Source organism: Anaerosinus sp., assembly GCF_965318445.1.
Window position 1 is genome coordinate 96,002 of sequence record NZ_CBDNNH010000018.1, and the last position, 25,519, is coordinate 121,520.

Sequence of the window (25,519 nt, forward strand, 5' to 3'; positions counted from 1 at the left end):
GCCTTTTTATTATTTAAAATCCAACTTCTTTTAAATTTCTGTCTCTATACTCTTCAAAATCAGCAATAGTCATCGGCTTAGCATATAAATATCCTTGAGCAAAATCGCAATGAATCTTTCGCAAGAAAGCTGCCTGTTCTTCATTTTCTACACCCTCACAAACAACCTTCATCCCGAGTTTTCTTGCCATAGATACAACCTGTGAAATAATAATCCTACTCTTACGAGAATTTGCAGTTTCATCTAAAAAGACTTTATCAATTTTCAAAATATCCACCGGTATTTCTTTTAATAAATTTAAAGATGAATATCCCGACCCAAAATCATCCATAGAGATGCTAAAGCCAATTTTGCGCATCCGTTCCATTATTTTAACCAACTTCGTATTACTAGATGAAAACATCCCTTCTGTTAATTCAATCTCTATAAGATTTACTGGCAATTCATATTTTTGAAGTATGTCATTTAATTTTTCAACATAAAAGGGATCATCTAAATTAATGCGTGATTGATTTACCGAGATAGGAATTGGATCTATCCCTTTATCTATCCATTCGCGAATCTTTTTACAACACTCTTCTAATACGTAAAAATCTAGTTTTACGATAAAGCCATTCTTTTCAAAGAGTGGAATAAAATCATCTGGCTGCATAAAACCTTTTGATGGAGACACCCAGCGTACTAAAGCCTCTGCACCGATAATAGATAAGGTATGTAAATCAATTTTCGGCTGCAAAAAAACTTTAAACTCCTGATTGTCCAACGCAGGTTGCATCATATTTTCAATTTGATTATTTTTTATAAATTTTTGCAATAAATCATTACTGTAATATGCAAAATAAATATTTTTTCTTTTCTTTATATTCTTTAAAGTTAGTAAAGCTTTGTCTACCATTGAGATTACTGCTTCATTTTTATCTTCTACACGATAAACTCCTACAGAAAACGAAATTGGATACTTAATTATCCCCTGATTAATTTCATTTAAAAAAGCTCGTTCTAAGCTTTGGTATTTAACTTCCGGATTTTCAAAAACACTTTTAATTAAAACTACAAAATGATCATTATTTATCCTGGCACAAATTTCATCATCCTTAAAAGTATCACTCAATTTCTGTGCTATTTGGATAAGTAGCTGATCTCCAATCTTATATCCATAGGTTTCATTAATATACTTAAAATTATTTACATCTATACAGATAATTGAATAAGCAATATCTTTATTACGCTTCAAAATTTCAGATGCCTTTATGTAAAATCTATTTACATTATTAATTTTAGTTAAAGAGTCTGTATATGCCAGCTGCTCCAATTCATGTTTTGTTTTCTCCTTCATTCTGAATACATATCCGGCCATAATTAAAAATAATAAGATTACTACACTACAAAGAATAAACGCTTTCGTTACCATCTTCTGGCTTTTATTTAAGATGACTTCTTCGTCAACAATAGATACCAAATTCCATGATGTATATGGATTATGAATTGTTGCATAACTGATATACTTTTTTTTCACCATTAAAAAAGGATTTTACAGTTCCAACCTTACCTATAACTAGGCTTGATTTAATTTCCTCAATAATCTTTTTTGAATTTTTTTCATTACTTTCTTCGTGTCCAATTTGATCATATAAATTTTCAAAACTATTTTCATCCAAAGATTCAGAACGCATCAAAATATCGCCCTTATTATCTACAATATAAAAAGAACCTCTCCCTTGAAAAAATCCCTGTAAAAATTCCTTTTCTATTGATTCAATAGATTTCGCAAGTACAATTCCACCATAAACTTGATTTTTTAATAAGATAGGAGCGGTGAACACAATAATCTTTTTATCGCCGACCTTATCATATATCGGTTGACTAATACTGAACCGTCCCTCCATACTTTCTTTATATTGCGGTTCATCTGCAATATTAAGTCTTTTCTTATCTGATGTAAACATATCACCATTTTTATCAAACACACCTATACGTTCAAATGCTCCATCCACAACAATTGAGTTTAAAAAAAACGCATATTCATTTTCATTGGAATAATTTCTTTGTTCAAGTCCTGCTGCTAACATTTCAGTAAGTTTACTCTGGTCATTTAATTTATTTGCAATTGCCAACGAGTTTCTTAACATCAAATTTCTAATATCTCTTAGAACATCGTCTTCCATATCAGATTGTATATTATATATGTATAATCCGCAGGACAAAATACATGCAATTGAAATGAATAAACCAACAAACCAAATTCGGCAATGATTATATCTTGCTTTATTATTCATCTATAACAATTCCTTTAAAAGAGTAAAAAAATATAGGATATAGTTAATTATATCCTATATTTCGCACGCTGACTACCTTTTTGTTCTTATTATAACCTTTTTCGTCCTATCAAATTATCTTGTCATTGCTCGTAATTTATCAAGAAAATCACTTTCGGGCATAGGTTTGGAAAATAAATATCCCTGCGCTAAATTACATCCTATTCTAGTAAGAAATTTTGCTTGTTCTTCCGTTTCTACTCCCTCTGAAACAACCTTAATATCTAAATCCTTTGACATTCGAATAACATGCTCCAAAACAATTTGTTCTCGTTTTGTTGTCTGCCCCTTCTTTAGAAAGTCTTTATCTAATTTCAAGACGTCTACTGGCAATTCAGTCAATAATTTCAGTGCTGAAAACCCTGTCCCAAAATCATCAAGGGAAATCATAAAGCGTAAATCTTTTAGCTGATTAAATAAAGTTAATAATGCATCTGCATTTTCAATAAATGCACTTTCCGTTAATTCTAATTCTATCAAACCTCTTGGAATTTGATATTTATCAGCAACTTCGACTAATCGGTCTATAAAAAGCGAAGTTTTCAAATGAACACGTGAAAAGTTTACGGATATCGGTACTACTTCTAAGTTTTGATCTATCCATTTACGGACGCTTTTACATACTTTTTCAAAAACGTAAAAATCCATTTCAACAATAAATCCATTTTTTTCGAAAATAGGAATAAATTCATCTGGCGGTACAAGTCCATAATTCGGTCTACACCAGCGCACTAATGCCTCTGCGCCAACCATTTTGTTACTTAGAAGCTCTATCTTAGGCTGATAATAAACAACAAATTCGTCGTTTTGCAACGCCTCTTCCATATGATCCTCTATAGACTTTTCTTTAGCAAGCTGCTGTTTCAATTCGGCATTATAAAAATTATACATACTCTTATGTTGACCTTTAATTGCTTTTCTTGCAATATTGGCTTTATCTATACTAGATGTAATAGAGGCAATATTAGGATCGACGAGGCAAACACCGCCATTCAGTAAAATTTTATATTGCTCAACGCAATTCTTTTTTATATTATTCATTTGAGTTGCAAAATTTTTAAATCTTTTGACTAACTTTTCTGTAGTATCATATCTGGCTAAACAAATAAAGTGATCTGAAGTAACTCTAGCAAACATTTCATCCCGATATAAAGATGATTTTAAAAGACGAGCAAATGTAACTAGAACTCGATCACCTTCTGCATAACCATATACATCATTAATAAACTTAAATTTGCGAATATCAACGTAAATCACGACATATTTTTGTTTAGTTTTTTTTGTTAGGAAAGCATTTGCTTCCATCGTAAATTTCGTTAAATTCCAAATTCCCGTAAGCGGATCAATCCATAAATTTTTCTCATTTATCTCCGATAAGCGAAGTTTCAGTAAATAAGCACTCAATATTTTAGAAATAACTGCAAATGTATTAAGCTCAATTTGCGACCATTTACGATTCGACGTTCTATCATATAAAGCAATAAATCCTTGTTGTATACCATTCTCAAAAATTGCACATTGTATCGTTGATTTTAAATGAAAGCCTTGAATAAAATTATATAAATCTGCATTATCATTCTGCAAATCAGCAAGCAGATTGAAAGAAAATAAACCTTGTTGATTAAAAAGCTCTTGATATCGTATCCAAACTGTATGATTTAGATTTAAAACTTTGTTCATTTTTAAATCAATTCTAGAATTCTTATATTCGTATGTCGTAATACAGCCTTCTTGGCTTGATACCTCTTCTACGATATTAACATACGGCGCATCATAGTACTCGCTTAGCATCATTAAAACAGTCTGGATTGTAGAGTTGATATTTCTACTAAAAAAAAGTAATTCAATGATACTTTTCACAAATGTATCATCAATATAAAACTCATTGGAAGCAATATAATTTATATGTCTACCTGCGGATTCCCGTTTAGAATTCATAATCCACCTCATATTATTAACATAAAATTTTCCATTGCATACATGCTTATTATATCATTTTAGCAAAAAATCAACAACCTCTTTATGTATTCTAAGTATATTTTTGTATTTTTAGTGTTTTTATATTCTTAACGATGAGATAAAGTCGCAACCTACTATTTTTTATCAAATATACTTCGCTAATTTATGGGAAATAAGCCTATGTATATATTAAATATATTCTTTAGGATGCTGAAAATCCCAATCATGAAAAATTTCTTCAATAGGCTTTTTTTCATTATAAAAATAGAGCAAGAAAATTCTTTCCAAAAGAATTTCTTGCTCTATTTTCGAAGTAATCCTAGTCTCAATTATTCTTAAATCAATTTAAAGTTAAATATTTAATGCTTGTCGGTTTATTTTTCTCTTCTTATAATGTTGTAAAATCATACATACAATTAAAATTGCTGCTCCGATAAAATCAGTAATAGAAGCTGGATCCACCATCATAAGTCCACCTGCAAAGAATAGCAAACGCATAATTGGATGAATTGGCGCAATTAGATAACCAATCATGGCAGCAGATAAACCAATCATGCCAACAAGTGCAGTAAATGTTGCCCATATTAAGGCACCAGGCGTTGCATCAATCATTAATAGCACAGGAGAAGCCACGAAAATATAGGGAATCAGGAATGCTGCGATTGCCAATTTTGATGCATTGACTCCCGTTTTTAAGGCATTACCGCCACTAATTGCCGAGCCTGCATACGCGGCTAAGGCAACTGGAGGCGTTACATCTGCAATGATACCAAAATAGAAAACGAACATATGCGCAGCCAATATCGGAATTCCCATTTGCACTAATGCAGGCGCTGCAATCGTGGATGTGATAACATAATTCGCCGTCGTTGGTACGCCCATACCCAGTATAATTGCGGTTAACATCGTAAAAAACATCGTTGGTAGTAATAACCCGCCTGACAAGTCTAGCAGTGCAGAAGCCAGTTTTAATCCAACACCCGTTTTCGTTACTACACCGATAATAATTCCGGCAGATGCACAAGCCACAAGTACACCAAGCACACCTTTTGCTCCCTTTTCTAAGCCTCGAACAATCTCAATCGGCTTCATTCGCGTTGACTTTCTAAGCATAGAGACCGCAATAGACAAGAAAATTGCCCACAAAGCTGCCTTCATTGGTGTATAACCAGATACCAACAAATAAATAATAACAATCAATGGAATTGCTAAATGACCGCGTTCTTTAAATAAAATCCAGGCCTTCGGTAATTGATCGCGTGGAATTCCTTTTAAATTATTGCGTTTTGCTTCTAAATGAACGCCAATCCATACACCAGCAAAATATAAACAAGCAGGAATTGTAGCCGCTTTAACGATTTCCAAAAATGGCACACCAACAAATTCCGCCATTAAAAATGCCGCTGCACCCATAACTGGGGGCATTAACTGTCCGCCAGTAGAAGCTGCTGCTTCTACCGCTCCAGCAAAGTCTTTATGATACCCAAGCTTTTTCATCATCGGAATTGTAAAGCTACCCGTACCTGCAACATTAGCTACTGAACTACCTGATACTGTTCCCATAAGTCCACTAGAAAGAACAGCCACTTTCGCAGGGCCGCCGCTTGCCCATCCTGCAATTGCATTTGCAATATCAATAAAGAATTTTCCAAGACCTGTAGCTTCTAAATACGCCCCAAATAAAATGAACAAAAAGATAAATGTCGAGGAAACTCCTAATGGAATACCGAAGATACCTTCTGTTGTAAAATATAAATGTCCAATCAATTCTTTAAGTGAGAGTCCTCTATGAGCAAGTACTCCCGGTGCATAGGGTCCGACAAATGCATAAGCTAAAAATATCAATGCGACCAACACCATCGGAATTCCAACCACACGCCGTGTGGCTTCAATAACAAGTAAAACACCTAAACAACCAACAAACATGTCAGTACTATTAATCGCACCCGCTCTAAGTACCAATTCGTTATAAGAAATTAAAATATATGCTGGTGCTGCCGCACCTAAAATAGATAAAATAAAATCTAATGGATGTAACTTGTCTCGTGACCATGATTTACAAGTTGGATATAGCAAATAAATCAAGGCTAAACCAAATCCTAGATGAACAGCTCTTTGTAATTGCGCATCTAAAACGCCATAAATAGCGGTATATAATTGAAATATTGAAAATGTAATTGCAATTGCCGAGATAACTTTTGCCATAAATCCTTTATATTCACGTATATCAGATTCTGGTTCTAGATCTCTTAGCATTTCTTCTGCTGATTTTTCTTTCATCGTTCGGCCTCCTCTTCTTTTTATGACCTTATTTAAAGATTTATCAATCGATCTAAATAATACCTATAGTAAGGCAAAACCTTTAATTCAACCTTACAACCTAAAGGTAATTCATGATAAATCGGGTATTTTTTTTCATGATAAATTAAAGTAAGCTCTGTACCTAAACCAGTTCTTAAATCAACCGTTTTAAAGCGACGATTGATATTATCTAAGATGAAATATTTACCAACCTGTTTAAATTCACCTTCATCAGGCAAAAAAGGTAACCCAACACCAAAGGACTGATATTTTGTTGATTGTAAAGTAAATCCATCACACGATTTATTAACCGCCAAATTTTCAAGCACAGGCGTCTTTTGCACTGAGTGAACAAACCATATGGAAATCACATCTTCTTTCTGCGTTGGAAAAGCCAAAAGTGTATTTGCATCCGTACAAACAAATAAATATGGGCGGCTTAGCAAATAACAAAAAAATATGCAAAGGATAACTACAATAACAATAAGTTTCTTATCTTTTAACTTCATAGTGGTAAAAAACCGGGTGCCATAACGACACCCGGTATCCTCCTTGGATGAATCCTTGAATTAATCTAGGATTATTCTTTAAAGAATTTTTCAGCGCCAGCATTAAGCTCAATTGGCATCCCTTGACGGGCACCTTCTTTAGTAATCATTTTACCTACGCTATGTGAAGATTGTAGTCTTTCCAAGTTACTAAAAATTGCTTTTGTAATGTCATACCCAAGTTCTGGACTCACTTTTTCATTCACTACAAGCATTGCCATTACAGCAACCGCTGGCGTATCTGTTGCTAATCCAACATAGGTATCTGCCGGAATTATTGTTTTCGTATAAAATGGATATTTTTTAATCATTTCATCAGCTTTTGCTGCATCTACAGGTAATAATCTAACTTGATTTTGAGAGGCAATGTCCTGTACTGCCGCTGTTGGAAAACCTGCAGTTACAAATGCAACATCAACGTTACCATCTTTTAATGCGCTTGCAGCTTCAGCAAAAGATAGATATTGAACATTGATATCATCATATGTAATACCATAAGCTTCTAAAATCTGACGTGCATTTGCTTCAACACCGCTTCCAGCTGCACCAACTGCTACACGTTTACCTTTTAATTCACTAACATTTTTTATTCCACTTGATTCAAGCGTAACGATTTGCACTGTTTCTGGATACAAAGTAGCAATCCCTTTTAATGTGTCAACCTTTTTGTCCTTAAACATCTCAATTCCATTTGCTGCATAATAAACAATATCATTTTGAACAAATGCCAACTCAACAGTGCCTTCTTTTAACATATTAATATTTGCTACAGTAGCACCAGTACTTTGTGCACTTGCATTCATACCCGGGATATTTTTATTTAAAATTTCAGCTACTGCACCACCTAACGGATAATACGTCCCAGCTGTACCACCAGTTGCGATATTTATAAATTGCTTCTCAGCAGATTTATTATCTCCACCACATCCAGCAATCATTGAAACAACAAAAACTAGAACTAAAGAAAGCACCCATAACTTACTCATTCGATTTAATCTCATTACAACTTTCCCCTCTTTCATAAAATTTTTTATGTATTTTTATAAAAATAATTATACATCAAAAGTAGTGCATCTACTAGCACTTTTTATTGAGTTAAATTTAATAAAAAGTGCAAATTCTTCAAAAATCTTAATTATAGTCAAAGTTAAATCAAATCCCTCCAGTTAAATTATCTTCACTTATTTTCTCATCAAATTTATTTCTCTTTAAATTCTATTAAAATAAATCAATTCAGAACTTAAATATAAAAACCTTCTTTTCTTAAATAGCTAATATTATTCTTTTTATGCATAAAAACTTCATATTTATAAATCAATAAATTCGAATACATTTCTGAAAATTTTAATATATAAATAACAGAATTTAAATTTCCAAGCAAAAAAGGCGCAATAATCCTAGCAAATATAATAATATATATTTTAGGAAGATGCGCCTTTGCATTCTTTTTCTTTATTCGTCTATAGTAAAAATATCTATAAATTATTATATATTATTTAAGAAAAATACGCAAGAATGTCTTTCACTAAAAAACATTTAATGTTTTTTCCATAACTGCAAAAAATAGAAACCTATCATGACTGCCTGCGATAAACCTTATTTTGGCATGTATCCAAATATACTTGTCCCCTGATATAAACCGACGAAATTTACACGTTAAAATTTCACGCATTCCTACAGCTTCATAAAATATTTTTAAAATGTTCTTTCGATCATCATGATGAATATAGTCGAGTATTTTATGACTTTTTGCAAAAAAGTCCTCTCGTGACCACTCTACCATTTTAAAATAGTCGTCATTTGCACGCAACATTTCAAGATTATCCTGACAGAGCTCATAAATTGCTACTGCCCCAATTAACGTATTGAATAATACATTTTTCCCAGAGTTCTGATCCCAAAAATTCTTTAATTGCATATCCGTTTCAAACGTTATACTTAAATTTTCATTACATTTCACTGAAGAATCCAACATTTTTTCATAATCAAGTACTGGAATCGGCGGCGAAAAATAATACCCCTGTGCTGTTGTACAAGCAATACTGCAGAGGAAATCCACTTGTTCACGCGTTTCTACCCCTTCAACAATAACAGGAAGCGCCATCCACTTTGCCATACGAACAACCGAAGTAAGTATATTCCCCCCTCGATTAAACTTATCACTGCCCCCAAGAAAATGTAAATCAATTTTCAACACGTCAACAGGTAAGTTTTTTAAAATATTTAAGGATGAATATCCACTTCCAAAATCATCCATCAATATTCTAAAACCATATCCCCTCAATCTTTCAATAATAGAAACCAATAGCTTTTCATTCTCTGTATAGGCACTTTCTGTTAACTCTAACTCTAATAAATAAGGTTCTAATTGATATTTTTCAACCAAACCAATTAAGATATCACATAGCTTTGGATTATACAAATTAATCCTAGATACATTTACCGATATCGGCATTGGCTGACGCCCTTCATCTATCCATTGCCGCAACAACTTACATACAGATTCCCATATATACACATCCAATTTTAAAATAAAGCCATTCTTCTCAAAAACAGGAATAAATTTCCCTGGCGAAATTAAGCCTTTCATCGGGTGCCGCCAACGCACTAATGCTTCCGCGCCGACAATATTGCCTGTATCAATGCTGCATTTAGGTTGCAAATAAAACTCAAATTGACCAGACTCCAAAGCACTATTCATCTGACTGACAATAGATTGCTCCTCTATCAGACTTCTCCGCAATCTATCATCGTAAATAGCGTAGCTTTTTACATAATTCCCTTTAATTGTGCGCAAAGCTAAGTTTGCTCGATCGCACATAATATCCACTGGCAAAGTCACAACGTCAACAATATAAAAACCAAAACAAGGAATCACATCAAATTCAAGTGGATATTCCTTTACCTGTGTTTGCATATAATTGACAAACCGTTCTACATTATTTAGCGACCAAGGAAAACATACCGCAAAAATATCCGCATCCAATCTACCATATGTACCAAAATCCTGCACGTAATGTTTAATCTTTGTTGCAAGATATTTTAGTAAAAGATCGCCTTCTTCCGCTCCAAAAACATCATTAACAATCTTAAATTTTTCTATATCAATTCTACCAACTACATATTGCGTATCAAAATTGTTCATTATCAAGTCATGTGTTTTTTCATAAAAACTTCTTTTATTATAAATACAAGTTAAATCATCATATTCAGACAAATATTTTAATTCATTTGCTATATCAACATCATGCGTTATATCTCTTACGATACATGCACACAAACCTTTTTTCGGCTGATAGCAATAAATGGATAAATATTTTCCAAGCCCTGAACTATAATCCTTCCATTCTCTTATTATCCCTTTATAAGCGACTTCCCAGCAGCCTCTTAACCATTTTTGTGAAACATCAGGGGATATTTCATAAAATGACTTCCCGATAATTTCCTTTAAGTTTTTATTTTCTAAGATAGCAAATTCTTTATTTGCAAACTCGCAAATAAAATCAATCGGCGCTCCGACTTCATCAACAATAACTCGTATAGCCGTAAATGCAATCGGCATTAAATTTAAATATTGATACATATCACGGTTCTCTACATTTATATAAAATGAACTTGTATTTTCTAAATTCCCCTTCATTTCGTTCACCTTCTTGCTTATATTATTTTATACAATCTTATATAAATTTATATAATTAATTATACTAAACTTTTCCTATGAAATTCTACCATTTTATATAAAATTGTCGTTATTTATTCAAAAAACGACAATTTTATATATTCAATATTTAAAGTTCAAATTTCTATAATTAAGCAAGAAAGATAGGTTATCCGAAAATTTTTATTGACCTTTCATCCTTTTATTGAAATAATCCGGTATGATATGATAAATAATCTGATGTATTAAATCATTATCATTTGTTACTGAAATCATATCAGCTACAGCTTTTACTTCTGGCTCGGCATTTGCAGGAGCTATGCCAACATCAGCAACTTGCAGCATTTCAATATCATTATGAAAATCCCCGGTGGCAAATACAATTTTACCTTCAAATTCATTTAATGATTTCATCATCTTTACCATTGCACCTTTCGATACACCTTTATCAACAAATTCAAAATAATAATCATTCGAAAAAAAGTGATTTGTTGTATCTTCTAGATGATATTTATTCAACTTTGCTTTACAGGTTTCTAAAATATCTCTTTCCTCTGCGAGCAGCACTTTTAACCAGCTTTTATTTAATACTTCTGATAAATCGGCAAAAATAAACTCCATTGTGCTTCCTACTACAAAACGATTTAAAGATTTCTCTCCTGTAATGATGTAATTTTTATCTGTCGTATATACACGAATACAAAGCGTTGGGTATATCTCCATACAGTCTTTTAAAAATTCTATCAATTCTTTACTTTTTACATTTTGCGTCTTTAAAAACTTTTGCTCATCCCAATCATAAAGCACTGCACCATTATAAAAAATGCAAGGTGCATTTGGTTTTGCTTGTTTAAAAAATGTTGCAACAGATTTTTCTGTCCTACCAGTTGCAATGGCGAATTTTCCTCCATTGCCTTTAAAAAACTCAATTGCCTTACAATTTTTTTCTGATATTTTGCTATTACTATTGAGTAAAGTCCCATCCATATCCGTAACTAGAATACAATCTTGATAGTGAATCATAATCTCCTACTTTCTAACCATTAATAAAATGATACTTGATTCAGATGAGTCTTTACTCCATCTGAAAACTACACTTCCCAAAACGTTCAGACAATTTATCTTGATACTCTTCAATTAAAAACTACTATGAGCACTAAAGATATTACCTCCTTTATAATGCCTCTCTCTCTTCATTTTTTAGTTTTATTGTATCCATTATATTATTTTCAGATTTTCTAAACAATCCAAAATACTACACAATTATTCCCCAGAATGAACATATCTACATTTCTACCAAAATAAATAAATTGACAATATCAGCAATTCAATGTTAAATTTACACTAAATATAATAATAACTTACAGGAGGATTTATATGAACAACATTAGATTCCTAACATTACTATCAATCTTTTTGCTTGTCTTTTCTTCCATTTCTTTTGCGAACCAATCTCCAACACAAATCATTGCAGAAGATTATAATGTTAGTCAAACCGATATCATTAATGCCCAAAGCGAAGGCTTTAGCTTCCAAGATATTAATCGCGCATCCTTTATCGCGCTAGCAACAAACCAGAGTTTAGAGCAAGTAATTAAATACAAAACTATTGCCGGAGACTGGAATGGTACTGCGTCACTTGCAGGACTTACCGACTGGCATATTCAGTATGGACAACATGCTTTAATGGCAAACCAGCTTCACAATTTATTCGATGTAGATAAAAATATTGTTATGAGTTTATTAAAACAACAGTATCACCCTAAAGCAGTTGCTTTAGCTTCTGCATTATCACAAAAAGCAAATTCAGACCTAGAAATCGTTATGTCCAAAAAAAGTTTCATTTCTTGGTACGATGTCGGTAATCAAATCGGATTATCTGTAGCTGATGTAGATGAAGCAATTCAGGCGATCAACACAGCATTTGCTGACCGTGCTAACTTTGGTGATTATTACGGTTACCATGGTGAGACCTATGGCTATAACGATAGTGACTACTATATTAATGGCTATGATATTGATGTAGTAAATATAAAATAAATTCTATTCTCCGAATAAAGTATTTATCCCTATAAATAAAAAACGGCTACAGTACTTAGATTTAATCGCTTACTGTAGTCGTTTTTATGTATTCTATATAAAGATTTTCTATTCGTTTAACATAGATCTTATTTTTTGAGTAAGTGCATCTCCCAGGATTTTATGCTGATTTGCTGTTAAATGAATTCCATCTTTCATCCCTGGAACTGGTACAACTTTTCCAGCATCAAAAAAATCTACTCCATTAGCTTGTGCAACTTTTTCATACAGTTTAGCTAATTCATGTGATGGATCATTATTCGCAGCAAAAGATTCCTTTGTCGCATTTAACGGAACTGGAGCAACAATTAAGACTTTCGGTACACTATAGCCATACCATTCTTGTTCCGGATCAACGCTATTGGTAACGAGTTTTACTAATTTATCCATAGATTCAGCAACCATTTCTGGTGTTTGGCGAAACTTAACCTTAAAGTCATTCGTTCCAAGCATTATCACCACAACATCTAATGGAATATGACTTTTTAACAATGGTAATAATGTTGGACGCCCATTAAAGTTCATATCGTATTGAATATACTCATTTAATCCATTTTTATAATCATCAATTCCTGCTGTACGGCTACTTAATCCCTCTTCAATAATTTGATAGTCATTTCCTAAATTATTTTGCAATACCCCAGTCCATCGTACATCGCTCGGATAGCGCTTTACATTTGGACGCTGCGTAAATCCCCAAGTATTCGAATCTCCATAACACATAATGCGAATTTTTTCCCCTGCACCACCTTCTGATGCCAGACAAATCGTCCCTGATAATGCTAAAATCAACATTATTACTAATCCAACGGTGATAAACTTTTTTAATCTCATAAAAATACACTCTTCTTTCATAAAGATTATAAATATCATTATAAGTGTACTCCCACGAAAAACCATTGTCAATATTTCGAATATTATGTCGTTTTTTATCGTTTTATAGATGGTAAATATTACTTTTTCTATATTAGCTTCTATTTATATTGCCAATGACAGATTTTCTTTTCAATGAGGTCGATCATCGCGAATAAGAATAATCCAATAAAACTTAACACAACAATTCCCGAATACATTTCAAGATAATTTACACGCAGCCATGCATCCATAATAAAATAGCCCATTCCGTATTCCGTACCAAAGGTTTCCGTAAAAAAAAGTACTGAAATAGAAGTCGCCATTGCTACACGAACAGAAGTTAAAAATTTTGGCATCGATGCCTCAATTAAAATTTCTCGACAGACATCCCAAAAGCCAGCTCCCAAAGAGTACAACGGATAATATGTTTCTTTTGGAATGCTTTTAATTCCATCACGAACAGCAACAATTACTTGAAATACAATAATTAAGAAAATCATCAGTACTTTCGATATTTCTCCTAGACCAAAAACCAACATGAGAATCGGCATAAGTGCGATTTTAGGAATTGGATAAGTTAAATAAACAAGTGGTGCTAAAAACTTATCACATGTTGGGAAATATCCCATACATAGTCCAATCGGGACACCAATCACAATCGCTAAAAAAACACCACCGATGATTCTCCACAAGCTATAAAAACCATGAATCGCAATATATTTCATAAAAATATTCACTAAATTATCCATAACTTTAAATGGCGAAGGAATAATCGGTAAATCAACTAAAACAGCGATCATCTGCCACAAACCAATAAAAGTCATAATAGCAAGAAGATAATATGCCCATGTTTTATTCCCCAACATCTGCCCAGTCCTTTTTAATAAAATTTCTGAGATATAGACTTAATTCAAAAAACTCCTTATCCTTTCGAATATCTTTTCCGCCAAATAAGGGATTATCAATGATCTTGCTCACCTGCCCCAAGTGACTGGAGAGAATAATAATCTTTTGTCCTAAGTAAACTGCTTCTTCTACATAATGTGTAACTAAAATCGTAGAAATTGCTTGCCTTTTCCAAACCTCTAGGAACACATCTTGAATCTCTTCTCTTGTTATCGCATCTAAAGCAGAAAAAGGTTCATCCATCAGCAATAAATCTGGTTTTAATAAAAACGAGCGCGCCAAACTTACACGTTGCTGCTGCCCACCACTTAATTCTCCAGGATAGCGCTTTTCCAAACCATCAATGCCTAATTGTCGCATCATGAATTCTACGGAACTTTTATTCACTTTTAATTGACGATTTTTTAATTTTACGCCTAAGCAAATATTTTCATAGACATTCTTCCATGGCAATAATCCATAATTTTGCGGAATAAACCCAATTTTTTGCTTTGATGGTAAAATTGGATTTCCATCAAACAAAACCTTTCCTTCATAATCAGTAATAATGCCTGCCAATACTTTTAGTAAGGTAGATTTGCCACAACCAGATGGTCCAATAATGGCACAAGTACCACCGCTTGGTAGAGATAAATTAATATTCTGCAAAGCAGTATAAGATTCATCCAAACTCTGATAGGTTACTGATAAGTCTTTGATTTCCAGCATGATTAATCCTGAATAAACGTATCATCAACAAGATCTTGATAGCTATACGTTTGCTTTATTAAATTTTTATCTTTTAACCACGCAATACAAGAATCTATATCTGTTTCAGTCGGTTTATTTGCCTTTTTATACGTTGGCAATACTAAAGAATCTTTAACGCTTGGTGGGAATCCACCTTTTTCAATTAATAAATCAATATATTTTTCCTTAGGCTCATTATTCAAGTAATCAATCGCTTTATTGTAGGCTCTATACATTGCTTCCAATTCTGCTTTCTTCTCATGAACCGACTTTGTTGTAAACATCAAAACCCCCGGATTGATCCCCAATTTATCAGAGCTATTGATTAACTTGCCACCATTTTTCATTGCAATACTTGCCATAGGTTCTGGTAAAGTTGCCGCTGCTAACTTACCATTTGACAACATTTCTAAACGTGTCGGAATTTGTGGAATAACAACTTTATTAAATTGTTCCTCATTCATTTTGTTTTCTACAAGGATTTTATCTGTTACATACTCAATGATTGTATTTTTTGACACAGCAATATCTTTTCCCGCCAAATCTGCCATAGTTTCAGCTTTTTCAATTGGTGAAGCAATTAATTTGTAACTTCCATTTGTTAAAGAGGTAATCTTTACATCAAATCCACCCTCTTTTGCAAAAGCTACCGCTAACATATCAGAAATTGCTCCATCTAAATTTCCACTCTGTAATGCACTATCACGATCCATTGCACTTTTAAATGGTTTAATTTGTACTGTCAATCCCTCTTGGGCAAAATACCCCTTTTCCTGGGCAATAATGAATGGAATTGAATCAACATCAGGCATCGTTCCAATCGTAAGCTCTTGTAATTTTCCTGTTTTCGGTGCAGACGAATCGCCACATCCACCTAACACCATAATCATCATGCCCATTAAAATTACTGCCATTATTCTTTTCAATTCTATTCCCTCCAAATTTAAAATCTTTACCGTAGCAAAATATTATTTTTGCATGTCAATCGCATAAAGCGCTGCATTTCGTGCATGAATCTGCGTTGTATCAAATAATTTTATACTTGTATCCTTTTGTTTGACAAGCAAACCAATTTCCGTACACCCTAAAATAACACCTTCCGCTCCAGCAGCTGCTAATTTGTCAATAATCTTCAAGATTTTTCGTCTTGATATTTCCGATATACTTCCTAGACATAATTCATCATAAATCACTCGATGAACTAATTCTCGATCTATGTCATTTGGAATCAAAACTTGTATATTTTTTTCGATTAATTTATCTTTATAAAAATTCTGTTCCATTGTATATTTTGTCCCCAGCAACGCAACCTTGCAAATATTTTCAGCAAGTAAAACTTTTGCGGTTAATGTCGCAATATGTAACAAAGGAATTTTTACAGCCATTTCTACTTGTTTTGCTATCTTATGCATTGTATTTGTACAAATTACAATACAATCCGCTCCAGCTCGTTCTAAGCTCCGCGCTGCACCTGATAAAATCTCTGCACATTTTTTCCAATCCCCGCTAGATTGGCAGGCTTCAATTTCAGCAAAATCTACACTATAAAGAATACATTTCGCCGAATGCAATCCTCCTAGGTTTTCTTTTATTGTGCGATTGATGATTTGATAATACATTGATGTACTCTCCCAACTCATACCGCCAATAAGCCCTATAACTTTCATACGATCCCCCTTTATCGAAGCTAAACGCCGTATTGTTTTTATCAGCTTACATTTTTCTACCTTATAAGTATAATTCATTCACAAAAATACAGCAACTTTCATATAATAAAAACCAGTAGAATATTCTACTGGTTTTTATTATATGATTCTTCTATTTTTAAACTTACAAAATCATCCCTGCCATATTCTCTTTTTCATTATCTGAATCCTCATTTTCTTCTTCTTCCCTTTTCGAGCTATCTGGATTAATAAAATCATTTTCATAATATTCATCATTATTGTCATAATCATAATTTAACGTTTTCTCAGAACGCCCTTGACTAGAGCTTTCATCTGAAATCGCTACTAGAGCAACGATTACAGCAATTATCGCAAATAAAATTAACCCTTTCTTCTGCACTGCTCTCTCCTCACTTTAACTCATCCATACTTTTATCTTATTTTATAAAAGAATATTAGATAATTCAATACAAGATAAATAATCTGTAAAAATAGAACTAAATTCTTTAACTCCCAGTCACCGAATGTTTTTTTCACTACATAACAATAGGCAAAAATTTATGATAATTATTTTTCATAAATTCTTGCCTAGTTATCCATCATACACAATACGCATACTGTTCATAGTACTTTGGGTTCAACTTTTCTGTTTGAACATGCTTTTCAAACAATACTTCAATTTCTTCTCTATATACATTCTGTACCGATTCTGCAACTAATTGCTCAGACTGTACCTCTACTTCTTGTTTAGCCCCTATATATAAGACATCCATTTTCTCTGGGTTCGCTTCGCTATTGGATAAGTGCTGATTAAAGAGTATTTCAATTTCTTCCCCACACACATTCTCTACAATTTCTTCGACTTCTTTTTCAAATTCAGTTATAGTCTCCTGATTACTACCTACATAAAATTCATTCATATTTTCTTTTTCATACTCTTTTACCTTTTCAATATGCAGCTTAAACCATTCATCAATTTCACTTTTTTCTTGATATTGCGCTGAATGCTCTACTACTTTATCTAAAAATAAATCAACATTTTCATTTTCCAGCTGTAGTGGTAGCTCTGCAAGAGTATCTTCTTTTTCAGCCATTACAGTATCTATGACTTTTTTATCAGATAATGTGCTCAAGAAAACAATTCGTTTTAAAACAAAAAACAGCGGAACGCAAAGCAACACACTCAACCCATAAGCAATTTCTTCATATACATACACTTCAGAAAACCAACAATTTATTCCTATCAAAAATTCAAGCAAAAAAGCTATTCCAATATCTTTTTTTATCCGTTCACTACTCGTTTTCATTCTGGTCACCCCATTCTATTGCGCTCAATAGAAATTAGTTTAAAACTAAACTTTATTCCGCCTTCTTACTAATTTCATTATACTAAAATCAGGTCTAAATTCCTATCCTTTTCTTTAGAGAAACGAGAACAATTATTTTTTAGTTTCTTAATCATCAAATTTATTTATGGAATGATCTATGCAAAAATTACGGGGTTCATTAAATTACAATAAAAATGCTATATAACAAACCACCATAGCAAACGGGCAAAGAACTTGTGTTGTTTTATTTCTAGCTTTTAATAAAATCATAAATAATGGTGTAGCTACAGCACCATAGACAAGTAGACTTAAAGTTTTCGGGTCAGAAAAATCATAGATTCCTTGTCCAATATATAATACATCAACAATGCATAATACCAAGAAATTAAAAATGTTGCTTCCTATAATATTACCAATCGCAATGTCATAACTTTTCATTCTAAATAAAGCAATCGTGGATGACACTTCCGGAAGAGATGTTGCTACTCCTAAAAAGATGGCTCCGGCTAATCCTTCACCTAAATTAAGACGCTCTGCAATATCATCCGTAATATAGGTAATAATAATACTTAGGACAATAATCCCTATACTTACAAGAATAAATCTTGTTACAATTTGCTTTAGCGTTAGATCTGTAACAGTTAATTGTTGTTGTTCTCCACTACCACCATTTTCTGCCGATAAATTTTTTAATGTAAATAAATATAATGCCAATATAATAAAGGAAGTAATACTAACTGTCATGATTTCAAAATTTAATATATGATTCATGTTCAATATTATCGCTATATAAATCAATGTCGTTGAAAATGTAACAGCTAAATGGCCTGATGAAATCCTCGCTTTACAAAAAGATTTAAAAAAAATCAAAATTAGGCTACCTAAAACAGCCAAATTAAATAAATTGCTGCCTAAAATATTTCCCATACATAATCCAGGCTTATTCAAGAAAAGGGTAGCTGAAACACTTGTAAAAAGTTCTGGCAATGAAGTAACTGCCGATAACATAATCCCGCCAATAAAAGCTCCCGAAAGTTTCGTTGTCTTATCAATTAAATCCACATACTCTGAAGCTTTTTGCGATAAATAAACCACTCCTGCTGCTACAATTAAATAAAATAAATAAATCATAATTTCTTCCCTTCAAAATAAAAGACTCATAGACACTGACTAAAATAGTCATTGTCCATGAGTCTCGTTTTTTAAGATAATACCAGATTTTCATCATGATGTTGGCATTACCACAGCTCTTGCTGCAAACTACTCCCTCACAGGAATTAATATGCTCTATGACGCAATATATCATACTTACAAAGTTTATGTCAAATATATATTTAAATCTTTTTCACAAACTCAGATTTCAATTTCATTGCACCAATTCCGTCAATTTTGCAATCGATATTGTGGTCACCTTCAAATACTAAACGAATTGATTTTACTTTTGTCCCCATCTTCACAACAGAGGAAGTACCTTTTACTTTTAAATCTTTAATTACTGTTACTGTGTCACCATCCTGCAAAACGTTTCCATTCACATCTTTTATTACATTTTCATCATGTTCCGCAGAAGTATCCATGTCATTCCATTCATGTGCACATTCAGGACAAATAAAAAGTCCTCTATCTTCATACGTAAATTCAGAATTACATTTTGGACAATTTGGGAAATCACTCATAAACTTTTCATTCTCCATTCATCTATAGGTTTTTCGTTATCGTTATTGATATTACCATAGTTTTATCCTATTGACAAACCAGTATTCAAACTTGCCTCTGAAATAAAGTAAAGTGTCCGACCTGTTTATACATGATATGAATTAAAAAAGCCTCTACTGGTAAGAACACGATTGCTTTAAGCAGGCGACTAACAAAAAAAGTAGCAGCAGCTTTATTGTATAACAAAGCAAGCCAAACTGTATTCAGGCCTAAATCAACGAATAAAGTAATCAATGTCACCGTAATAAGAATATGGCTGAAAGAGATTTTTTTCTCATAAAAAAAATGTCCAAAAATCCATCCTGTGCAAAATGCACTCATTGTAAATCCTGGGAAGAATAATCCTGGGAAGAAAATCACGCCCCCCAATACATCAGCAATAGCAGCCATAACAGCTCCCTGCCAACGACCAAACTTCATTGCAAATAAAGCAATCGGTAAAAATCCAAAGCTCACCCGCATGAAAACAGTTTGAATAGCAAAAACATGAGTAAAAATAATCGTCAAAGCGATAAAGACACCAGCAAAAACAATAAACTCTGTCTTTTTGTTTTTTTGCAAAAAAATACACCTCCATATGAAATTTATGTTGATAAACTCATCAACACATCGTTGCTACATATAGAGGAGTTCCTTTCTATGCAGCAGCGGGATGCAACATTTGTACCGCAAACTTAACCCAAGTTTTTCGTTCAGTGACAACTCCCCGTTCATCTGACACTTAACGCACAAATGTTTACTCTGCTATTCCTTCAGTTTAATATTATAGCCTATTCATTTATCAATTACTAGTTATGTCCTTATAAATCTGTAAATTACTAGAAGCCTACAAGTACAAATTTTAGTATATCTGTCATTTAATAACTTAGATTTTTATCAATAAAATCTAAATAAAAAGCTTTCATGAATAAACATATCCCTTCTTTTACCTTCTTTTTTATATCATTCTCCTATTTTTCTTTCGTTTCTTCCAATGATACATTTTTTTATCCGCCTTTGCCAAAATTTCTTGCGGCAACAATTGGTTATCTTTACAAATATAAATAAGTCCATAACTAATTGACATAGGATACTCTGTATCTTTATGTAAAATTTTTTCATACAATTCAGCTAATTTCCCTCGAATTTTTTTTTGTGTGCAATTAGGGAAAAGCACGATAAATTCATCCCCACCAATTCTGCATAATTGGTCAGAATCTCCTGTATGCTCAAAAAATTCTTTTGCAACAAACTTTATATATCGATCACCAATATGATGTCCAAAATTATCATTAACATATTTAAGTCCATCTAAATCTATAAAACAAACTGAAAATCCTTTGTGCTCTTGTTGTAATTCGCCTAATAATTTCATGCAGTACCTACGATTATAAACGCCCGTCAATTCATCTTTAAAAACGGCATTCTCCATTTCTGCCTGCTCTCGTTTATGATTTGTAATATCCCTAATTAAGTATGCACAAGCAGCAACTTCATTCCACTCAATAGGATATGCTTTTGCTTCCACAATTTTTGCATTATATTCACATTCCAATTCAATTACATCATTTTCATCTTTGGACATTTTGTCAATTAATTTTTCAATGACTCCACAAGTATATCCACAAAAATTTCGATTATTTTTAACATCACAACCTAAACATCGTACAGCTTGATTAGAATAGATTACTTTCTTCTCGACTTTATCAATAACAACAATCCACTCTTCAATCCCATTGATAATTGATATTAAAAGATTTCTTGACTGCTCTAAAGCTACAGTTTTATCTTTCAATCTTTTTTCTCGTTCTTCCAATTGCTCTATCATAGAATTAAAAGCTGTAGAAAAATCACCCAGAAATTTCACACGCTGTTTATAATCACCTTTTGCTACTTGGGTAGCCTGCCAGCTTAAGTGTCTTAATCCTGCATGAATTTCTTTTAATCCACTTGCTAAAAAATTATACCGATTCGGCATCTTTGCCTCTAAATTTCCTATGGATAACTGTTGCAAAAATTCATTTGATTCAGTCAAACACTGTCCTAAGTAAGTAACCATCTCTTGTATTCTATCAAGTTTAGGTGATTTAACCTTCTCTATTGTTAATAATGGTTTATTTAATATGATATTTTATAATTGTTCAATTAAACTTTGAATATCACGCGAACTGCTCATTTTCCTCATTACTCTTTCTCATTTATTAAAAACGCTTCAAATCTACATACCCTGGAACCTGTTGCCCAACAATCTACTTCCACTACCTGATAAGATTTTTTTGTATAGCTTTTTAATATTCCAGCTAAAAATCCCTCGTCATAATTACAAACCGTTTCACCTACAACCGGTAATCCAGAACAATCTAAATCTTCACTTATTGTTAAAACTACATGCCCTGTTGAAGAATCAAATTTTTCCATTCGTAAAATACCAATTTTCTTTTCTTGCAAAACCTCTTGCAATTGTGCAAAAAACGCATTAAATGGAAGTGCCAAATCCAATATATTTTTGGCAAATTCACAACCAGCACGTTCACCAGATTTGCGAAAAATATCAATCGTAACTTCTTTACCAAATCGTGCTATCAATTCGTCACGCAGCGTATATTGAAACAATCTATACATAAATACCGGCATCTCATCGCCAAGATTGTTTCGCCCCTCTAAAATATTACTAATGCTATTCCAAGAAAATATTCCATTGCTATCTTGTAAAAATTTTATCATTTTTATCACCAAGCTCTTCTTAAATATTAGATTTTACAATTTATTAGTAAAATATTAATAAATTCTATTCTACATCAAAACATTTTACATATCTATACAAAACAACCTAAATAAATACATTTTTATAACTATATTTATTCAGAAATTATTATTATTTATTCAAATCTCCACCTTGCATTCTTTTTATAAGTTTTAACTGCAAATTTATTGAGAAAGAAAATTTTTTCTGCTATACTTAACATGAAAAATTATCCAAAACATATGAATTGTTTGCCACTATTTTCAATCAATCATTTCTATAATGAAAATTTTAAAAATTCAAAATGTTTTGGGTTTTTATAAATTTATTTACGCTTTTATAAAATTCACATTGGGGGAATCTTTATGAACGGACTTTACATGGTTATTATTTCAGCATTAATTCTTGTAATTTGTTATCGGTTTTATGGTGCCTTTATAGCCGCAAAAGTTTTAGCATTAGATCCAAATCGACCAACCCCTGCAATCGTCCACGAAGATGGGCACGATTACGTTCCTACAAACAAATGGATAACCTTTGGGCATCATTTTGCCGCAATCGCCGGAGCAGGGCCTTTAGTTGGGCCGGTTTTAGCTGCACAATTCGGCTATTTACCCGGTATGATCTGGCTGTTAGTCGGCGCTTGTATTGGTGGAGCAGTTCATGATATTGTAATTTTATTTGCTTCAATTCGTCACGATGGCCTTTCTATCGCCGAAATTGCAAAAGCAGAAATCAGTAAATCTACAGGGCTCGCAGCTTCCATTGCTGTAATTTTTATTTTGATTATTACGATGGCAGGTATGGCTATTGCTGTAGCAAATGCATTATTTAATAGTCCCTGGGGAACTTTCACCGTCGGTGCAACAATTCCAATTGCTTTATTCATTGGAGTTTATATGCGTCTTCTGCGTCCTGGTCATATCGGCGAAGCTTCTTTCATTGGAGTTGTTTTAGTATTAGCAGCAGTTTTTGGCGGTTCCTTGATTCAGCATTCATCATTTGCACCTTATTTTACCTTGAGCAGAGTTCAACTTGATCTTATTCTACCTTTATATGGCTTCATTGCTGCAGCTCTGCCTGTTTGGTTGTTACTTGCACCTCGTGATTATTTAAGCACCTATATGAAGATTGGAACAATTGGCGCTCTAGCCTTAGGAATTATTATTGTACAACCAGAAATTCATATGCCTCCAATAACAGAATTCATCCATGGCGGCGGACCTGTAGTACCAGGTCCAGTATGGCCGTTTATCTGTATTACTATTGCCTGTGGCGCGATTTCTGGATTCCATTCCATTATCTCTACCGGAACTACACCAAAAATGATTACAAATGAAAGAGAAATTTTACCTATTGGCTTTGGCGCTATGCTCGCTGAATCCTTTGTCGGTATCATGGCACTAATTGCAGCAACAAGCCTATTCCCGCCTGATTATTTTGCAATTAATAGCGCACCTGCCGTATTTGAAAAGTTAGATATGGCAGTTAAGGAATTGCCATTCCTATCGCAAATGGTAAGTGAAGATATCGCTGGACGTCCTGGTGGAGCAGTATCTTTAGCTGTTGGCATGGCACATATTTTTGCAAAAATCCCTGGTCTTGAGTCATTGATGTCCTTTTTGTATCACTTTGCTATTATGTTTGAAGCACTTTTCATTTTGACAATCATCGATGCGGGAACCCGCGTTGGTCGATATTTACTTCAAGAAGTGGGTGGACTTGTATATAAACCACTTGGAAATGTTCATTGGATGCCAGGAATCATATTCACCAGTGCGCTTATCTCCTTTGCTTGGGGGTATCTTGTATTTGGCGGTTCAATTTCTTCCATCTGGCCACTGTTTGGTTTGTCAAATCAACTTTTAGCCAGCATGACTTTAGCGATCGGAACAACAATGTTAATTCGTATGGGAAAACTTAAATATATCTGGGCAACAGTTATTCCATTATGCTTTATGATTGCAACCGCTTTAACAGCTGCTTTTTATAATATTTTTGAATTCTATCTTCCTAAAAATCAATTATTATTAGCTGGATCAAGTGCAATAATGATGTTACTTATTATATTCATCATATTTAGCTCTATCAAAAAATGGTCTTCATTAATCAAAGATAAAAATAATGCAAAAATTTCAGTTTAAAATATGACTTCCTAAATAGAAACAAAAAACAACATCACTTAAAAAGTGATGTTGTTTTTTGTTTCTATTTAGCTTTGAAAAGCTCTATATTTTTGCAAGTTGTGATAATCACAAAAGATATACACCGTTATCTACCATATGTAATGTTACAGGATATTCTTTGCATTTTTAGTTTCAAATTTTATTTATTAATCAACGTGTCACTTTTTTTAATATGGGAAACTAACCAATTTGCGAGAAAATCTAAAATTTCCAATAAAGTCTCTTGTTGATTTTCATCAATTCTATCTAAATCAATATCCTCTAATTTTTTTATAAATTCTGCATGTTGAATTTTTTGCGAAAATCTTCTCCGATATTGAATCTCATCCATATATTCTTCTTCATGCGCAAAATGAGTTTTCGTATATCCTCGAAGTTCTTCAAGTATTTCTCTAATATAATCATACTTATCAGAAACAAAATTATCTTTCAACAATTCGTATGCTTCATTAGCGATTGCAAAAAGCTTTCTATGCTCATTATCAATTTGCTCCACACCAGTTAAATAATCATCTGTAAATTCATACATCATACATCTCTCCTCTAACAA

The 25,519-nt window shown here is 32.8% G+C and carries 23 protein-coding genes and 1 riboswitch; of the genes, 2 read left to right on the forward strand and 21 right to left on the reverse strand.

Features of this window, described 5'->3' with window-relative positions:
- Window positions 1-13: 13 nt before the first annotated feature.
- From ACWZFG_RS08705 to ACWZFG_RS08740, 8 genes are all read right to left on the reverse strand, one after another.
- On the reverse strand, window positions 14-1,519 hold the full coding sequence (locus ACWZFG_RS08705) for a putative bifunctional diguanylate cyclase/phosphodiesterase (RefSeq protein ID WP_455577433.1): 1,506 nt from the start codon (window positions 1,517-1,519) through the stop codon (window positions 14-16).
- A complete protein-coding gene (locus ACWZFG_RS08710) occupies window positions 1,479-2,276 on the reverse strand; it encodes a cache domain-containing protein (RefSeq protein WP_455577434.1) in 798 nt (265 codons plus the stop codon). The genes ACWZFG_RS08705 and ACWZFG_RS08710 overlap by 41 nt, the downstream gene beginning before the upstream one ends.
- Before the next feature lie 114 nt (window positions 2,277-2,390).
- Window positions 2,391-4,253 carry an EAL domain-containing protein gene (locus ACWZFG_RS08715; protein ID WP_177504652.1) on the reverse strand — a complete coding sequence of 621 codons (1,863 nt, stop codon included), beginning with the start codon at window positions 4,251-4,253 and terminating at the stop codon, window positions 2,391-2,393.
- A gap of 372 nt (window positions 4,254-4,625) precedes the next feature.
- Window positions 4,626-6,554 carry a TRAP transporter permease gene (locus ACWZFG_RS08720; protein WP_177504651.1) on the reverse strand — a complete coding sequence of 643 codons (1,929 nt, stop codon included), beginning with the start codon at window positions 6,552-6,554 and terminating at the stop codon, window positions 4,626-4,628.
- A 32-nt stretch (window positions 6,555-6,586) separates the two neighbouring features.
- A complete protein-coding gene (locus ACWZFG_RS08725; protein WP_177504650.1) occupies window positions 6,587-7,084 on the reverse strand; it encodes a DUF1850 domain-containing protein in 498 nt (165 codons plus the stop codon).
- Between the two features lie 71 nt (window positions 7,085-7,155).
- On the reverse strand, window positions 7,156-8,124 hold the full coding sequence (locus ACWZFG_RS08730; protein WP_418626494.1) for a TAXI family TRAP transporter solute-binding subunit: 969 nt from the start codon (window positions 8,122-8,124) through the stop codon (window positions 7,156-7,158).
- A 524-nt stretch (window positions 8,125-8,648) separates the two neighbouring features.
- The gene (locus tag ACWZFG_RS08735) at window positions 8,649-10,763 is read right to left on the reverse strand and encodes an EAL domain-containing protein (RefSeq protein ID WP_455577435.1); all 2,115 of its coding nucleotides are present in this window, start codon (window positions 10,761-10,763) and stop codon (window positions 8,649-8,651) included.
- 201 nt (window positions 10,764-10,964) lie between these two features.
- Window positions 10,965-11,804, reverse strand: a complete 840-nt coding sequence (locus tag ACWZFG_RS08740) for a Cof-type HAD-IIB family hydrolase (RefSeq protein WP_418627466.1) — start codon at window positions 11,802-11,804, stop codon at window positions 10,965-10,967.
- A 393-nt stretch (window positions 11,805-12,197) separates the two neighbouring features.
- Here ACWZFG_RS08740 and ACWZFG_RS08745 point away from each other — a divergent pair, with 393 nt between their 5' ends.
- Window positions 12,198-12,821, forward strand: a complete 624-nt coding sequence (locus tag ACWZFG_RS08745) for a hypothetical protein (RefSeq protein ID WP_455577436.1) — start codon at window positions 12,198-12,200, stop codon at window positions 12,819-12,821.
- A gap of 108 nt (window positions 12,822-12,929) precedes the next feature.
- Here the strand turns inward: ACWZFG_RS08745 and ACWZFG_RS08750 are convergent, their stop codons facing one another.
- From ACWZFG_RS08750 to ACWZFG_RS08805, 12 genes are all read right to left on the reverse strand, one after another.
- Window positions 12,930-13,694 carry a GDSL-type esterase/lipase family protein gene (locus ACWZFG_RS08750; RefSeq protein WP_177505574.1) on the reverse strand — a complete coding sequence of 255 codons (765 nt, stop codon included), beginning with the start codon at window positions 13,692-13,694 and terminating at the stop codon, window positions 12,930-12,932.
- Between the two features lie 140 nt (window positions 13,695-13,834).
- Window positions 13,835-14,581 carry an ABC transporter permease gene (locus ACWZFG_RS08755; protein WP_177505575.1) on the reverse strand — a complete coding sequence of 249 codons (747 nt, stop codon included), beginning with the start codon at window positions 14,579-14,581 and terminating at the stop codon, window positions 13,835-13,837.
- A complete protein-coding gene (locus ACWZFG_RS08760) occupies window positions 14,568-15,329 on the reverse strand; it encodes an ABC transporter ATP-binding protein (protein ID WP_418627467.1) in 762 nt (253 codons plus the stop codon). The genes ACWZFG_RS08755 and ACWZFG_RS08760 overlap by 14 nt, the downstream gene beginning before the upstream one ends.
- A 2-nt stretch (window positions 15,330-15,331) precedes the next feature.
- The gene (locus ACWZFG_RS08765; RefSeq protein WP_177505577.1) at window positions 15,332-16,276 is read right to left on the reverse strand and encodes an ABC transporter substrate-binding protein; all 945 of its coding nucleotides are present in this window, start codon (window positions 16,274-16,276) and stop codon (window positions 15,332-15,334) included.
- A gap of 42 nt (window positions 16,277-16,318) precedes the next feature.
- Window positions 16,319-17,017 (reverse strand): aspartate/glutamate racemase family protein, encoded by a 699-nt coding sequence (locus ACWZFG_RS08770; RefSeq protein ID WP_177505578.1) that lies wholly within the window; start codon window positions 17,015-17,017, stop codon window positions 16,319-16,321.
- A 163-nt stretch (window positions 17,018-17,180) separates the two neighbouring features.
- Complete coding sequence (locus tag ACWZFG_RS08775; RefSeq protein WP_177505579.1) at window positions 17,181-17,417, reverse strand: hypothetical protein; 237 nt, start codon at window positions 17,415-17,417, stop codon at window positions 17,181-17,183.
- 199 nt (window positions 17,418-17,616) lie between these two features.
- A complete protein-coding gene (locus ACWZFG_RS08780) occupies window positions 17,617-18,324 on the reverse strand; it encodes a hypothetical protein (RefSeq protein WP_418627468.1) in 708 nt (235 codons plus the stop codon).
- A gap of 204 nt (window positions 18,325-18,528) precedes the next feature.
- Entirely contained in the window at window positions 18,529-19,476 is a 948-nt protein-coding gene (locus ACWZFG_RS08785) for a sodium:calcium antiporter (protein ID WP_455577437.1), read from the reverse strand.
- Between the two features lie 203 nt (window positions 19,477-19,679).
- Window positions 19,680-20,039: a zinc ribbon domain-containing protein YjdM gene (locus ACWZFG_RS08790; RefSeq protein ID WP_455577438.1), complete on the reverse strand. Its 360-nt coding sequence runs from the start codon at window positions 20,037-20,039 to the stop codon at window positions 19,680-19,682.
- A gap of 67 nt (window positions 20,040-20,106) precedes the next feature.
- Window positions 20,107-20,622, reverse strand: coding sequence for a folate family ECF transporter S component (locus ACWZFG_RS08795; RefSeq protein ID WP_455577439.1), 516 nt, complete (start codon window positions 20,620-20,622; stop codon window positions 20,107-20,109).
- Between the two features lie 82 nt (window positions 20,623-20,704).
- Window positions 20,705-20,807, reverse strand: a riboswitch (THF riboswitch).
- A 191-nt stretch (window positions 20,808-20,998) separates the two neighbouring features.
- Window positions 20,999-22,099 (reverse strand): diguanylate cyclase domain-containing protein, encoded by a 1,101-nt coding sequence (locus ACWZFG_RS08800; RefSeq protein ID WP_455577440.1) that lies wholly within the window; start codon window positions 22,097-22,099, stop codon window positions 20,999-21,001.
- Between the two features lie 125 nt (window positions 22,100-22,224).
- Window positions 22,225-22,764 carry a V4R domain-containing protein gene (locus ACWZFG_RS08805; RefSeq protein WP_177505585.1) on the reverse strand — a complete coding sequence of 180 codons (540 nt, stop codon included), beginning with the start codon at window positions 22,762-22,764 and terminating at the stop codon, window positions 22,225-22,227.
- A 384-nt stretch (window positions 22,765-23,148) separates the two neighbouring features.
- Between ACWZFG_RS08805 and ACWZFG_RS08810 the strand changes: the two genes are divergently transcribed.
- On the forward strand, window positions 23,149-24,927 hold the full coding sequence (locus ACWZFG_RS08810) for a carbon starvation CstA family protein (protein WP_418626935.1): 1,779 nt from the start codon (window positions 23,149-23,151) through the stop codon (window positions 24,925-24,927).
- 181 nt (window positions 24,928-25,108) lie between these two features.
- Here ACWZFG_RS08810 and ACWZFG_RS08815 read toward each other — a convergent pair whose 3' ends face one another.
- Entirely contained in the window at window positions 25,109-25,501 is a 393-nt protein-coding gene (locus ACWZFG_RS08815) for a bacteriohemerythrin (RefSeq protein ID WP_418626934.1), read from the reverse strand.
- Between the last annotated feature and the right edge of the window lie 18 nt (window positions 25,502-25,519).

Coding starts and splice junctions, on each gene's coding strand:
- ACWZFG_RS08705 (WP_455577433.1), bottom strand. CDS start 1,519: ATGGTGAAAAAAAAGTATATCAGTTATGCAACAATTCATAATCCATAT.
- ACWZFG_RS08710 (WP_455577434.1), bottom strand. CDS start 2,276: ATGAATAATAAAGCAAGATATAATCATTGCCGAATTTGGTTTGTTGGT.
- ACWZFG_RS08715 (WP_177504652.1), bottom strand. CDS start 4,253: ATGAATTCTAAACGGGAATCCGCAGGTAGACATATAAATTATATTGCT.
- ACWZFG_RS08720 (WP_177504651.1), bottom strand. CDS start 6,554: ATGAAAGAAAAATCAGCAGAAGAAATGCTAAGAGATCTAGAACCAGAA.
- ACWZFG_RS08725 (WP_177504650.1), bottom strand. CDS start 7,084: ATGAAGTTAAAAGATAAGAAACTTATTGTTATTGTAGTTATCCTTTGC.
- ACWZFG_RS08730 (WP_418626494.1), bottom strand. CDS start 8,124: ATGAGATTAAATCGAATGAGTAAGTTATGGGTGCTTTCTTTAGTTCTA.
- ACWZFG_RS08735 (WP_455577435.1), bottom strand. CDS start 10,763: ATGAAGGGGAATTTAGAAAATACAAGTTCATTTTATATAAATGTAGAG.
- ACWZFG_RS08740 (WP_418627466.1), bottom strand. CDS start 11,804: ATGATTCACTATCAAGATTGTATTCTAGTTACGGATATGGATGGGACT.
- ACWZFG_RS08750 (WP_177505574.1), bottom strand. CDS start 13,694: ATGAGATTAAAAAAGTTTATCACCGTTGGATTAGTAATAATGTTGATT.
- ACWZFG_RS08755 (WP_177505575.1), bottom strand. CDS start 14,581: ATGTTGGGGAATAAAACATGGGCATATTATCTTCTTGCTATTATGACT.
- ACWZFG_RS08760 (WP_418627467.1), bottom strand. CDS start 15,329: ATGCTGGAAATCAAAGACTTATCAGTAACCTATCAGAGTTTGGATGAA.
- ACWZFG_RS08770 (WP_177505578.1), bottom strand. CDS start 17,017: ATGAAAGTTATAGGGCTTATTGGCGGTATGAGTTGGGAGAGTACATCA.
- ACWZFG_RS08780 (WP_418627468.1), bottom strand. CDS start 18,324: ATGAAAACGAGTAGTGAACGGATAAAAAAAGATATTGGAATAGCTTTT.
- ACWZFG_RS08785 (WP_455577437.1), bottom strand. CDS start 19,476: ATGATTTATTTATTTTATTTAATTGTAGCAGCAGGAGTGGTTTATTTA.
- ACWZFG_RS08790 (WP_455577438.1), bottom strand. CDS start 20,039: ATGGAGAATGAAAAGTTTATGAGTGATTTCCCAAATTGTCCAAAATGT.
- ACWZFG_RS08800 (WP_455577440.1), bottom strand. CDS start 22,099: ATGGTTACTTACTTAGGACAGTGTTTGACTGAATCAAATGAATTTTTG.
- ACWZFG_RS08805 (WP_177505585.1), bottom strand. CDS start 22,764: ATGATAAAATTTTTACAAGATAGCAATGGAATATTTTCTTGGAATAGC.
- ACWZFG_RS08810 (WP_418626935.1), top strand. CDS start 23,149: ATGAACGGACTTTACATGGTTATTATTTCAGCATTAATTCTTGTAATT.
- ACWZFG_RS08815 (WP_418626934.1), bottom strand. CDS start 25,501: ATGATGTATGAATTTACAGATGATTATTTAACTGGTGTGGAGCAAATT.